The following is a 14,321-nucleotide window of genomic DNA, read 5'->3' as shown; positions in this document are numbered from 1 at the left end:
CTCAGACAACCTTATTCTATTAGTTTACCTTAGTAGAATATCGTGCCACTCCGCACCCCTAAGCTTGTTTGAGTTTCGAGTTACAAGTTTCGAGTTTCGAGTTACAGGGACATTTGGTACTAATTATTTCCTTAACTGTTGCAATACTCATGACTCATGACTCATGACTCCTCAGACAACCTTATTCTATTAGTTTACCTTAGTAGAATTTCAGGCAACTCCGCCCCCTGACCTTATTTTAGTATTAAGGAGGCTGTCTAAAAAGTCGACAAGCAGAAATTCAGACTTACAAATTGATAGCTGTTGCTGATTTTACCCCTCCAAACCTCTCCGGCAACTGCCGGATGGCTTAAAGTCCCCTTCATTGCCTGTCCCGAATTCGTTTCGGGAGGATTTAGGGGTTAGTAACTTGAATGGACTTACAATTTGATAGTTTAGAGAAAACTCTTCAGACTTTTTAGACAGCTTCTGTTGGTAATTCCCTAAATCTTGAAAGTTTTCAATCCAAGCGGGCAGAAGAACTGCAACACCGTTTAACGGAATTGCAACTAAAAGGACATATTCTTTTTATCGCGAATTAAGCTTAAAGACATGTTCGCCTTGTAGTTTTGTCATCAAACGAAAACAAAGTGACAGAGACAAGTTACCCCACAGACCAGGACCTGTTTTCGCGAATTAAGCAAAACGACCATCAGGCACTTACTCGATTGTTTCAGCGTTACTACCAACCACTGTGCCGCTTTGTATTTGCTTTTATCCCCGAAAATGAAGTCGCCGAGGAACTTTCGGCCAACGTATTCATCAAGCTTTGGGAAAAGCGTGCTGAAATTAGCATCTATTATACCCTTCGCGCCTATTTATACCAGTCGGCCCGCAATCAAACGTTTTCTTATCTGCGCAAAAAAAAAATCGATCTCCAGGTTATGTCCGACGACTTCGATCCGGCCCAGGAAGCACCTCACTGCCCCGAGGCTATTTTTATAGCCAACGAACTGAACAACGAATTTACGGCCGTGTTTTCCAAGCTTCCTCCACGGGCCCAACTGGCTTTTAAACTACATCGCTTCGATGGTCTTAAATACCAGGAAATTGCCAACGTCATGGAAATAACCGTTGCAGCAGTTGAAAAGAATATAACCACAGCACTGAAAATCCTGCACCGCGAGCTGGTCGGAGAAAAAAGTTCCATCTAACGCATTTCATTAAACTGTAATCTACACTTAACAGCTCTTTATTCGGGTAAAGCCGAAAATTCGCGTCTCAAGGGGTAAATGACTGAAATGCCCCACAGAGATAAAATACGAATGATCCTCCGCCAGCTAAACGAAGAAAGCTCGATGGCTGAACGCGAACAATTCAGCAATTGGTTGATGGAGAGTCCGGAGAACCTGGACGCGTATATTGAATTAAAAGAAACTTGGAATAAACAATATACCAAACGGGTACCCTTTGATGAAAGCAGATCGTTGAAACGACTGCAATCGGCAACCAACAAGAAAAAAACAATCCGCCTGCCGAAAATGGTTTGGCAAGTTGCTGCTGTACTCGCGGTACTGCTAATCAGTGGTAGCTACCTACTGCTTCAGCGCAATTCCCAACCTGTTTCCACAGCACCTACACCAATGGCCATGATGACCAAAACATCGGGGCCCGGCGAACAAATGCGGGTAACATTACCCGATCAGTCAGTCATCTGGCTAAATGCCGAAAGCTCCATTAGCTACCCGGAGAAATTTGAAGGCTCCCGAAGAGAAATAAAGCTTTCTGGAGAAGCTTTTTTCGAGGTGACGAAAAACCCCGAGCGACCATTCGTCGTTCACACCCCCAATGTTACCACAACGGTACTGGGAACATCTTTCAATATTAAAGCATTCGACGATCAGGAAGCAACAGTAACAGTGGCTACGGGAAAGGTTCGGGTAACACACCCAACAGCAGACAATAAACCGGACGAGGTTTACTTACTCCCAAACCAACAGGCTGTGTGGAGCAAGGAAAATGGTGTCCTACAGAAAAAGAACATTGATGCCGAAAACTTCTATGCCTGGAAGAACGGCACCATCTGTTTCAACAACGAAACACTGAAGGAAACCATGCACATGCTTGAGCGCTGGTATAATGTAAGCATCAAAGTAAATGCAGCAAACAAAGTGGATAGGCATTACATCAACGGAAAATACAAAGACAAGAAACTCTATAACATACTCGACGGACTGTGTTACATCTACAACCTGGAGTATGAGTACCTCAACGACAGGACTATTGTGATTAATGAGAAAACAAGTTGCGAACAACAAAAAAGCTAAGCGAATGAAGAAAAATTAACGAGAAACCCAGCCTTAAAAAGCCTGTAGCAGCGACCAAATTCTGCAGGCATAAACAAAAAAACCCGCAGCAGCGACCAAACTTTTGCGGGCAAAACAAAAATGTTTTTTAAACAAACTTGTCAAAATTATGAAAATTAATTTACGAAAAAAACTCATGTTTGCATCCAAACAGATGTTTTACATCTTTCTGTTGCAGTTACTCTCGCTGCAACTGGTCAATGCGAATCAGATTAAAAGTCAAAGCATTGAACAAGTGAAAATTTCGGTAGGGCTGCAACAAGCCAGCCTCTATGAAATTTTCTCGGAAATCGAGAATAAAACCGATTTCGAATTTATCTATGACGCTAATATCCTCTCGAGCAAAGCAAAATGCTCGTTATCATTCGATGATCAATCTGTTTATGAAATTTTGGAAGAAGTAGCCAACACCTACATGCTGAACTTCCGCCAAATCAAGAACACAATCTATGTGAAAGACGCCCGGTTAGACGACAGTAAACCGTCGCTTGAAACAGAACAACAAACAAAAACTGTTTCGGGTAAGGTTACCGACAGCGACGGGAAACCGATGCCCGGGGTCTCGGTTATCGTAAAAGGAACCACTACCGGAGCTGTTACAGATGCTTCAGGAAACTACCAGTTTAACTTACCTGCTGATGCTACGATTTTAACCTTTTCGTTTATCGGAATGGATAAGCAGGAGGTTGCCATCAACGGACAGACGACAATCAATGTTGTTATGAATGAAGAAACAACTCAGCTCAACGAGATTGTTGCGATTGGTTATAACTCGATGAAGAAAAAAGACCTGACCGGCGCCGTATCAGTTGTTGATGTTAAAGAAATTTCGAATACCCCGGTAGCCGGGGTTGACCAAATGATCCAGGGCCATATGGCCGGGGTTAACGTTGTTGCCGACAACAACCCGGGTGGTGGTGTTGCAGTTCGTGTACGTGGTTTTAGTACAATCCGGAATAATGACCCGTTATATATTGTCGATGGTATTCCTGTTGAATCGGGAATCAACCTTGTTAACCCCAGTGATATTGAATCGATACAAATTCTGAAAGATGCTTCTTCGGCATCTATTTATGGTTCGCGTGCTGCTAACGGGGTCGTTATTATTACGACTAAAAAAGGCGTAAAAGGTCAATCAAAAATTTCATTTGATTCCTATGTAGGTGTGCAAAGTGCAGCCAAATTACTGAAACCGCTAAATGCACAGCAATACGGCGACTTGTTATGGCAAGCGCATTACAACGACGGGAAAACCCCTTCGAGCGATGTTTACGGAAGTGGTTCAACACCAGTAATTCCGGAATACCTCGACGATGCACATCGAGTACCAACGGCTGATGTAAACTGGGTTGATGCAATTATGCGAAATGCATTGGTTCACTCATACAACCTTGGCATCTCGAAAGGAAGCGACAATTCAAGACATTCCTTTTCGCTCGGTTATTTTGACCAGGACGGTATTGTAAAATATACCGGCTTCAAGCGGGTTTCGGCACGCTTTAACTCAGACTACCGTTTCTTTGACCGTTTGTCGATTGGTGAAAATTTTTCGCTATCGCATTCCTGGTCTACCCAGGCTGGCGTAAACAGTGCTTTAGGTAGTGTCGTTTTATCGGCTTATCAGTTTCCTTCAATTGCGCCTGTTAAGGATTTGGATGGAAATTATGCCGGAGCTTTCCTCAACGATACCGGCAACCCTTTAGCTTCACTCTATTATAACCGCGATGATAAAAGTAAACGGTTAAAGTTTTTTGGAAACGCTTATGCTGAAATAGACATCGTTAAAGGCCTGAAGGCAAAAACGAATTTCGGGATCGATTATAACGATTACTACCTGCGTAATTACAATCCGGCATACGTTGAAACAGGCGCTTTGAGTCCAAATACAACAAGTACCCTGACAACAACAAACAGCAAAAGATTTAACTGGGTTTGGACCAATACAATTAGCTATTCACAAGATTTTGACAAGCATCATATTTCCGCTTTTGGCGGGATGGAAGCTATTGAAACAAACTATGAAACATTTTCAGCATACCGGGAAGGTTTTGCATACGACGATCCGAACTTCCGTTACCTGAATGCCGGAGATTCCGGAACAATGGAAAACTCAGGAACCGGCTCCAAGTCAGCCCTTGAGTCATACTTTGGAAAGGTAGACTATATCTATGCCGACCGTTACCTGTTTAACTTCACCTTCCGTCGTGATGGCTCTTCGAAACTAGGCAATAATAAATGGGGAAATTTCCCTGCCATGTCTTTAGGATGGCGCCTTAGCGAAGAAGACTTCTTTAAAGTGGACGGTATTAGCAACCTGAAACTTCGCTTTGGATGGGGACAAAACGGGAACCAGGATGTTCCGGAATATGCAACAATTGAAAGTTACGCTTCAAACTCGTACAATTCCAACTATGCGATTGATGGTTCTCAAAACTCGGTTTACACCGGTTACACCCAAACCCGGAATGGAAATCCTGACTTAAAGTGGGAAACAACAACACAAACAAATATTGGTCTCGACCTTGGCTTGGCAGATAACCAGTTCAATATTACGGCTGATTATTTCATCAAGAAAACCAAAGACATGTTGATTGAGCGGACTTATCCGTTAATCATTGGTGGAACTAACCAAACCGTTTGGGATAATGTTGGGACAATGGAAAACAAAGGTTTTGAGTTGGTTTTCGACTATCACAGCAAACAAAAAAATGATTTCTCATGGAATGCCAGTCTTAATGTATCTCACGTAAAAAATGAGTTAACCTCATTACCTCAGGATGTTAGTTACATTACATTGCCAAGTTCAACGCTACACAGTGTCAATTTCGACCAGGAAGTTGCCCGGTCAGTGGTCGGTGAGCCAATTGCATCTTTCTATGTTTATAAGTGTTTGGGCATCTTTCAAAACCAGGAACAAATTGACGCCTATAAAATCCAACCGGATGCAAAACCTGGTGATTTGATATTTGAGGATGTTACAGGCGATGGCGTATTGGATGGTGAAGACCGCACTTTTGTTGGAAATCCTCATCCGGACGTAACCTTTGGACTCAACCTGGGCTTTAACTATAAAGACTTCGATCTTCAGGCTTTCTTTAACGGTAGTATTGGTAACGATATTTATGACCTTACCCGTTACAAAGGTGATTTCTTCAACCAAGCGGCTTACAACAAATTTGAGCGGATCACCAACGCCTGGAGCGAAACCAATACCAACACGTCAATTCCCCGATTATCGCTGGACGACCCGAATAACAACATTCGTCCATCTTCCTATTTTGTTTCCGATGGTTCGTATTTACGCCTGAAGAACCTGACTTTAGGATACAACTTCTCAAAACTGGCTAAGAAAATAAACAGTGAAAAGCTACGGGTTTACATTCAGGCTCAGAACCTATTAACAATTACAGGATACCAAGGGATGGACCCTGAAGTAGGATTACAAAGCTACAGTTCAAGTACCAGGAACTTGGATATGGGTGTCGACCGTGGACTCTATCCTACTGCCCGAACTTTTATGGTGGGCGTTAATCTTGGTTTTTAATTTTGAAAAAACTTAAAACAATAGAAATGAAAAAGTTATTATACATATTCATCATATCATTCCTCTTCTCGAGTTGCTCAAAAAGCTTTCTGGATGAATCACCAGTGGGGGAACTGACCCAAGATCAAGTTACGACTGCAGAAAATATTGAAAGCGTAGTTATATCTGCCTATTCGGTGTTGAATGGCCAGTTTGACAATGCTTCAAATGCTTACAACTCTCCGGATTCGAACTGGAGTTTCGGAGATGTTGTTTCCGATGATGCTTACAAAGGTGGTGGTGGTACCGGAGACCAAAACCAAATTCACTTGATGGAAATTTTTGCTCAGGATCCAACAATTACCGATGTTAGTCGCAAATGGTCTTGTTTATATGAAGGTATCCGCCGTGCTAATTTGGCCATTCGGCTATTGGAAAAATCGGAAGATTTTGATCCTGCTTTAAAAGCGCAACGTATTGGCGAGATGAGGTTTTTGCGCGGACATTATCATTTCGAAGCCAAGAAAATCTATGGCAATATCTGCTGGGTAGATGAAACAGTTGAAAGTACCGAAGATTACTATGCAATTTCGAATACTGATTTAACAAGCGACGAACAGTGGGCAAAAATTGAAGCCGATTTTACCGCTGCATATAATGCCTTACCTTCAACCCAGGATGAAGTAGGTCGCCCTACAAAAATGGCAGCCAAAGCCTATTTGGCAAAATGCTATATTTTCGAGAGCAAATGGACTGAAGCCAGCGACGCCGCTCAGGAAGTGATTGATTCGGAACAATATAGTTTGGAACCCAATTTCCGGGATGTATTCCTTCCGGAAAATGATAACGGCCCTGAAATTATTTTTGCTGTTCAGCATTCGATCAACGATGGCACAACAAGCGACTACAGCGGAAGTATCAGTGACCGTTTGATGTCTCCCGGCGGAAGTTACTATGCGAACTACGGATTCCTGCGTCCATCGCAAAACCTGGTAAATGCCTACCGAACAACAGCGGAAGGATTACCAACTTTTGACAATGTTGATGTAACCGATGCTGACAATGTAGATCCTCGTCTCGACCATACATTAGCACGTCCGGGAATTCCCTACCTCGATTTAGGAGCTTATGACTGGACTCCTCGCGAGGCAACGGTATACGGCCCCTACAGTCCTAAAAAAAGAATGGTATCGGCAAAGTCTGAATATTATGCCTCTTCATGGCCCTATGTAAATGCCTTGAACTATTACATTATTCGGTATGCAGATGTATTACTTTGGAAAGCTGAGGCTGAAATAGAACTGGGACATCTGGACAACGGAAGAACTTACATCAATATGGTACGCCAACGCGCTAAAGACAGTGAGTATGTACAGAATGTTGCCGGTACCGGTGATGCTGCAAACTATGTCATCAATACGTACGACTCGTTTGCTGACAAAGATGCAGCAGTAGCAGCATTAAGAATGGAACGTCGATTGGAATTTGCACAGGAAGGACACCGCTTTTTCGACCTGGTCCGCTGGGGAATTGCTGCCGATGTCATGAATACCTATTTTGCATCAGAAAAGCTGCTGCGATCACATTTAACGAATGCCAGCTTTACGGCCAACAAAAACGAATATCAGCCTATTCCTCAAGCCCAAATAGACTTGTGTACAGGCGATATGCAACAAAATCCGAATTACTAAATAACTTTCAAGGTCCGGTTTAATTCCGGACCTTGCTTTTTATACGAATCCCCTATTTATATTACTTTCAGAGGGGTCTTCACTGTTTTGCAGGTGTAACAACAATCAGCCGACTGGCTGCCGATTGTTACAAAACGGAAAAATCATGCAAAACGAATGATGACCTTGAACTTCACAAAAATGAAGTTCTAAGAAGGAACCCTATTAAAGGGAATTACATTTAAACAAACCCATTACTTAATAACAGATTGAACGATGAAACAAATTCTCATCCTTTTATTTTTCGTCGTTGCAGGAACATGTCTTTTACAGTCCTGCCACGAAGTCATGGCTAAAGAAGAGGCAAAGTCCCTCCGGACTGTCAACAAACGGGACATTCTGGCCGAAAAAATCTTCCCCTTTTTACAAATGGCTTTGGAAACTCCGGAGCTGAAAAATTGGCTGGAAAAAGACGAAGCTCTCAGTGCTCTGCTACAGGTAAAAAAACAAGCAATCAAAGACAGTGTTGCCCTGAATGGCATGATAGTACCTAAACCCAACGAATTTATTGTAGCTCCTTTCAAAATAAACGAGCAGGAGTTGCAAACAGCAAATAAAGAAATCGCTTCGTTGGCAAAACTTGATTTCATGAGCGGGATCTTAAAAAAGATGCGTGCAAGTAAATACTTTGCGATCGACAGCACCATAAACGACCAGCAACTTTTAGTTGAAACATTCAACAGGGAAATCGCTGGCATCAACCAGCTTATCAACACCTATGCATTGGGCGAAGAAACACGCTATTCTTTTATTGACTCGGTAAGCTACCCCGTTAACAGCAATTATTACCGGAAAGTCATTCATATAACAGCTTTAAACCAGGCCGACGAACTGGATACCTTGAATGTCTTTTACCAACCTTCCCTTTCATTTGCGTTGTGGCTACTCGAAATCAATAAACGGAACGAAGCTGCCCGTTTTGAACCGATGGAAGACGGAGAAAACGCCAAAGCAGTGTCTCAAATCAAGACAACAAACTGGGATGAATATCCATATTCCGCCATTCTTGTCCCCGGACATGGTCCCGAAGAACATGGTGTGGATTTAAGTCCGCTGGGTATGATGCGCTGCAAACTGGCGGCTGACCGCTATTACAAAGGCATGGCTCCTTTTGTTATTTTGTCCGGTGGTTTCGTTCACCCCTTTCAAACTCAATTTTGCGAGGCGGTTGAAATGAAAAAAAATTTAATGAATCGTTACCACATCCCCGAATCAGCATTAATTATCGAACCACATGCACGACATACGACAACAAACTTCAGAAATGCTGCCCGTTTGATTGAAAAGTATGGAATTCCAATAGATAAAAAAGCACTTTGCACCACGACCGTTGATCAAAGCTATTATATCACCAACGAGAATTTTCAGAATCGATGTGCTGAAGAACTTGGCTACATGCCCTACATCGCCAAAGAAAGACTGAGCAGAAACGATGTCGAGTTTATTCCAACAATCGAATCACTATTTATCGACAATAAAGATCCGCTTGATCCTTAATCAAACCAGCAACGATCGACTAAAAATTTAAAGGAGACTTTAAACTTAATATTAAGAGACTCAAAAATTTTGAGGAAATATTCATAAATGTCCGATATTTCATGCGGGAATCATTAATGTTAGTTGTATCAGATAATGAGTAGTCATCCTTTTTCCACTTGGATAAAGGATGGTTCTTTTTACAGATAATTCTACAAATATCTAACGAAGGCCAAAGTGGCCGAAAGAAAAAGAAAAAGTCATGTTCAATCTATTATCAAGATTTTGCAGCGGGAAAATGCTCAACCTTGCTCTGTTAACAATTCTATCAACATCTTGCCAGCAGAATAATACCGACCAATTGGAGTCAGATGAATTAAGCGACCATGTCAATGTATTCCTGGGTACTTCAGGCGACCATGGACAAATGTCTCCTTCAGCCGCCTACCCCTTTAGCATGCTCAGCATCGGGCCAATAACAACGCCGCATATACATACCGGTTATGAATATTATGCGAAAAAATACGAGGGGTTTGTGCACACGCATCTCGAAGGAGTTGGCTGCACCGGCGCTGGAGGAAATATATTAATCAAGCCGATCTTAAATGGGGACGAGAATACCTTACTGATCCGCAAAAACCAGCAGGCCAGCCCCGGTTATTATTCCGTCAATTTTGAAAACGGCATTCAAGCAGAAATGACTGTTGCACACAACTACGGACAACATCACTATCATTTCCCCCAATCGTCAAATGGTCTGCTTATAGACCTTTCCTTTACACAACCTCGGCGTTTTGTGGCCGAGGAACATCAACTTTCAAAAGACGCGATCAGCGGATGGATTGACACGCAAACGACTTGCAGTGCCGGTGTATACCGCATTTATTACTACCTGCAGGTTCCCGGATCAGTTGGTATCGATTCGATTGCAGAACACCAATTCATTGTTACGGGAAACAGCACAGAGGACTTGAATGTGCGTATTGGTTTTTCATCGGTGAACACGGAATATGCTAAAGCCCAAATCACTGATACCGATTTCAACAAAGTTAAAACCGACGCAAGCAAACAATGGGAAAAGCTGCTCAGCCACGTTCAGGTTGCAGGCGAAAAAGACAGGATTGATTTGTTTTACTCACTCTTGTACCGCGGTCTGCAGGCTCCCTATCGGGTATCGGAAGACGATGGCGTTTATCGTGCTATCGACGGCAGCATTCAACAAAGTCCGACACCAATTTACAACGGCTGGGCCATTTGGGATAACTACCGCGAACAGCTCCCCATGCTATCGCTGCTCTATCCCAACCGGTTCAACGATATTGCCAGATCGATCGCCAACCTGTATCCTTATGGCAAAAAAAACTGGGCAACCATGCACGAACCTTCTCCCACAGTCCGTACAGAGCATGCGATAGTTGTTTTACTCGATGCCTGGAATAAAGGCTACGATGTACCATTAGCTGACATCAAAGAATTCCTTTTAAAAGAAGCAGAAACACTGGACTACGGTGCTCCCGACAAAGCACTCGAATCATCATACGACTGCTGGGCCCTGTCTGAAATTCTGAAAAAATTGGGTGACGCCGAGTTGAGCAAGAAGTATTTGGACAAAGCACTAGACTATAAAAAATACTGGATGAAGGACTTTGCCGACCTTAGCAAAAACGATATCGACCGGATGCAGGCTCGTGGCCTTTACCAGGGGACCATCTGGCAATACCGTTGGTTTGTGCCTTTCGACGTTGCTGGTTTAAAGCAACTGGCAGGAGGCGAAGATACATTTATAAGCCAGCTCGACCGTTTCTTCGACGAGAACGACTACAACCATGCCAATCAGCCCGACTTGCAGGTACCTGGCATGTATAATGCCACCAAAGAGCCTTGGAAATCACAGAAATTGTACCGGGAACTTTTACTCGACACAGTAGTTCAGTGCTACTTCAACGACAACAGCAAAGGTGTTGATCCGTACATCGGACGAATTTATAAGAATCAGCCAAGGGCTTACCTGCGAACAATGGATGATGATGCCGGCACCATGTCATCCTGGTTTGTGATGCGCAGCATGGGCTTGTCTCCTGCTAATATCGGCGATCCGGTCTACTACCTGACAGCACCGATTTTCAAAACAGTCAAGATTGATTTTGGCAATGGCAAAAAGTTTTCGATTGAAGTAAAGAACTACAATAAAGACAACTATTACATCAATCGCGCAACGCTGAATGGCCAAGAACTTAACCGCAACTGGCTGACTCAAAAGGAACTTTCCGAAGGAGGAACGCTCGTTTTAGAGACCTCAAATATTCCAAACAAAAACTGGGGTGTAGAAAACCAATGGATTAGCCACATTAACCGCTAATTCATTTAACTTTAAACAAATTATTCTTCAACTTGATCAAGAAATTACCTACACTTTAATTCAATCTTCATCAAGTTGAAGTATGTCCAAGCTAATTTAGGTTGAATAATTACTTTCATTTTCCATATTGCTTTCGGAACGGAAAATTTAAAATAATAAAAAGATGAGCTTAAAAATCGTTCAGGTAGGAATCATCCTGCTGCTGGCAGCCAACTTTTGGTCCTGTAAGCCTTCAGCCCCTACTAAGGATGCAGAAATTGCTGCCCATTACGCTGCCTACGACGACAGCACACTAAACGGCACCCAACTGCCGGTTATGATGCCTTACAACCGGATTATTGATCCGGCCGGCAAAGTTATTTCGTTTGGCGATCCCGCACTGGAAAACCACAGTTTAGATTTGCAGCCCATTGCCAAAACCAACCAATTTGCGATTGAGGACCGCTACGGAATTGCGATTCTCGATGCAGACAAAACCGAAATTATTGCCCGCTGGACGTACAATGATGTTCCCGATCTAAAAGGTTTTATGAGTACTTATTCAGGTATCCAGGTACTGAATGAAGGAAGTAGCAACCGAATCTTCTGGAGTGCAGCAAGCGCCAAAGGTAAAGACTCCAAAATATTCGAAGCTGCCTGGGACGGAAAGTCACTTCAGCTTACCAACAGCTTCGACTTAGCCCCCGAGGGCGAGTCGCCAATGGCTTTGCCCAACGAGCTGGCTCTGAATACCGAAAACGGGAAACAGTACCTGTACGTTGTTTTGAACGGCAATAACAAGCTCAAAAAAATAGATCTCAAATCATGGAAAGTCATTTGGTCGGTTGATACCGGCGTGGCACCTTACGGAATTTTCATCACGGACGATATGGCATTTGTCACCAACTGGGGCGGCGAAATGCCGGGTGACACAACCCGCGAAACAGCAGGTGTTCCCTATGGCAAAGCTTACATCGATCCCAAAACCGGTGCAACGGATAATGGAAGCGTGGGCGTTTTCAGCCTAAAGAACGGCCAACTGGTTAAAAACATCGCAGTTGGCCTGCATCCGAACGATATTACCGGAACTGTAGACGGCAAATACATTTTCGTTTGTAACAGTAACAGCGACGATATTTCGGTTATTTCAGCCCAAACACTCAAAACGATTGAAACCATCCCTGTGAAAATTATGGGCTCGGAACATCAGCTGATCGGCGACTCGCCCAATGCTTTGGCTCTAAGCCCGGACAACACGAAACTTTACGTGGCAAATGGTATGGACAACGCTATTGCCGTTATCAAACTAAATCCCGAAACAAAAAGCAGCGCTATTGAAGGTTTTATCCCAACCGAGGCATATCCCGGTGGGCTGGTCGTTAACAACAAGCAACTTGTGGTGACTAACCTCGAAGGCGAAGGTGCCCGCGTAAACAGCCGCGAGATGGACGACCCCAGCGATATTACAAAAGCAGTGCAATCGGGAGCCTTCAACTCGCATCACCAAAAAGCAACCATTTCGGTGATCGACCTGCCAACTGCCGACGAACTGGCCGCTTATACCCAAAAGGTAAAAAAACTGATGCTCGATTTCCGCATTGAGCTGGCTAAGCTGGCCCCTCGTAAAGACCAGCCTGCCCGCCCCATTCCGGAGCGTATTGGCGAGCCTTCGGTATTTAAGCATGTGGTTTACATTATTAAAGAAAACCGCACCTACGACCAGGTCTTGGGTGATCTGGGAAAAGGAGACAGCGAAAAATCGCTTTGCATATTCGGGGACAGTATTACACCCAACCAGCACCAGCTGGCCCGCAACTTTGTGCTGCTCGATAATTATTATGCTTCAGGGAAATGCTCGGCCGAAGGGCACCAGTGGACCGATGCAGCCATGGTAACCGACTATGTGGAGAAGAATGTCCGGGCCTGGTTCCGCAGTTACCCGCACGTGCAAAACGATGCGATGGTTTACGATCAGAAAGGCTTTATCTGGAATAATGCGGCCGACCATGGCAAGACCGTCCGAATTTACGGTGAAGCCAGCGTCCCTGAATTAGACGAAAGCCTGAGCTGGACCGATTTTTACAACATGCGGCAACAAGGTGAACTGCCGAAATTCCACAATACCACGACCATCTCTCGGGTGGCGCCCATGTTATCGCAAAACTATCCGGCTTCGGACTATTTAAAAATACCCGATCAGTTTCGGGCTGATGCATTTATAAAAGAGTTGAAAGAGTATGAAGATCTTCCAGGCGACCAGTTTCCAGAACTATCGGTGATGGCTCTTTCACTCGACCACACCACCGGAACTCGTCCGGGAATGCCAACTCCACGAGCCATGGTTGCTGATAACGACCTCGCCCTGGGACGCATCGTTGAAGCAATCAGCAAAAGCCGATTCTGGAAGAACACCGTTATTTTTGTTACAGAAGATGACTCGCAGGCCGGATGGGATCATGTATCGGCTTATCGAACAACAGGGTTTATCATTAGCCCGTACAGCCAAAGCGGCAAAATAATTTCGACCAACTACAACCAAACCTGCATGGTTCGATCCATCGAACAAATTCTGGGCATTCCACCAATGAACCTGATGGATGCTACTGCCCTCCCTATGTTCGAATGTTTCAACAATAAGCCGGTAGCCGATCCGTATACGGCCCTGGCCAATCGTATTCCGCTGAATGAGATGAATGCCGATCTGACAGCACTAAACGGCAAAGCCCGCTTATATGCAGAACTGTCCATGCGTCCTGAATATGATCATCTGGATGCCGGAAACGACGATGTTCTAAATCGGATCTTGTGGTTCAGTGCCAAAGGTGAAGCCAGCTATCCCGAAGCATTGGTTGGCCCGGCGACAGATGATGATGACGACGATTAATAGACCTACACCATAAATTAAAGAG

At 43.9% G+C, this 14,321-nt stretch carries 7 protein-coding genes; all 7 read left to right on the top strand.

What is annotated here, in order from left to right:
* The first annotated feature begins 629 nt into the window (after positions 1–629).
* The 7 genes from AC37HE_RS14775 (at position 630) to AC37HE_RS14745 (ending at position 14,296) form a co-directional block, all read left to right on the top strand.
* The gene (locus AC37HE_RS14775) at positions 630–1,193 is read left to right on the top strand and encodes an RNA polymerase sigma factor (protein WP_500783625.1); all 564 of its coding nucleotides are present in this window, start codon (positions 630–632) and stop codon (positions 1,191–1,193) included.
* An 87-nt stretch (positions 1,194–1,280) separates the two neighbouring features.
* Positions 1,281–2,306 (top strand): FecR family protein, encoded by a 1,026-nt coding sequence (locus AC37HE_RS14770; protein ID WP_500783624.1) that lies wholly within the window; start codon positions 1,281–1,283, stop codon positions 2,304–2,306.
* 148 nt (positions 2,307–2,454) lie between these two features.
* Complete coding sequence (locus AC37HE_RS14765) at positions 2,455–5,889, top strand: SusC/RagA family TonB-linked outer membrane protein (protein ID WP_500783623.1); 3,435 nt, start codon at positions 2,455–2,457, stop codon at positions 5,887–5,889.
* Between the two features lie 26 nt (positions 5,890–5,915).
* A complete protein-coding gene (locus AC37HE_RS14760) occupies positions 5,916–7,559 on the top strand; it encodes a RagB/SusD family nutrient uptake outer membrane protein (protein WP_500783622.1) in 1,644 nt (547 codons plus the stop codon).
* Between the two features lie 255 nt (positions 7,560–7,814).
* Positions 7,815–9,095 carry a YdcF family protein gene (locus tag AC37HE_RS14755; protein WP_500783621.1) on the top strand — a complete coding sequence of 427 codons (1,281 nt, stop codon included), beginning with the start codon at positions 7,815–7,817 and terminating at the stop codon, positions 9,093–9,095.
* Between the two features lie 241 nt (positions 9,096–9,336).
* Positions 9,337–11,433 carry a glycoside hydrolase domain-containing protein gene (locus AC37HE_RS14750; protein ID WP_500783620.1) on the top strand — a complete coding sequence of 699 codons (2,097 nt, stop codon included), beginning with the start codon at positions 9,337–9,339 and terminating at the stop codon, positions 11,431–11,433.
* 163 nt (positions 11,434–11,596) lie between these two features.
* A complete protein-coding gene (locus tag AC37HE_RS14745; protein WP_500783619.1) occupies positions 11,597–14,296 on the top strand; it encodes an alkaline phosphatase family protein in 2,700 nt (899 codons plus the stop codon).
* Positions 14,297–14,321: the final 25 nt, after the last annotated feature.

It is taken from the genome of Mangrovibacterium sp. (assembly GCF_059905295.1).
The sequence above is the reverse complement of the archived record's forward strand: the minus strand, read 5'-3'. Positions and strand labels throughout refer to the sequence as shown.

Excerpts from the sequence above, each read along its gene's own strand:
- AC37HE_RS14745 (WP_500783619.1), top strand. The coding sequence starts at position 11,597 with ATGAGCTTAAAAATCGTTCAGGTAGGAATCATCCTGCTGCTGGCAGCC.
- AC37HE_RS14760 (WP_500783622.1), top strand. The coding sequence starts at position 5,916 with ATGAAAAAGTTATTATACATATTCATCATATCATTCCTCTTCTCGAGT.
- AC37HE_RS14755 (WP_500783621.1), top strand. The coding sequence starts at position 7,815 with ATGAAACAAATTCTCATCCTTTTATTTTTCGTCGTTGCAGGAACATGT.
- AC37HE_RS14750 (WP_500783620.1), top strand. The coding sequence starts at position 9,337 with ATGTTCAATCTATTATCAAGATTTTGCAGCGGGAAAATGCTCAACCTT.
- AC37HE_RS14765 (WP_500783623.1), top strand. The coding sequence starts at position 2,455 with ATGAAAATTAATTTACGAAAAAAACTCATGTTTGCATCCAAACAGATG.
- AC37HE_RS14770 (WP_500783624.1), top strand. The coding sequence starts at position 1,281 with ATGCCCCACAGAGATAAAATACGAATGATCCTCCGCCAGCTAAACGAA.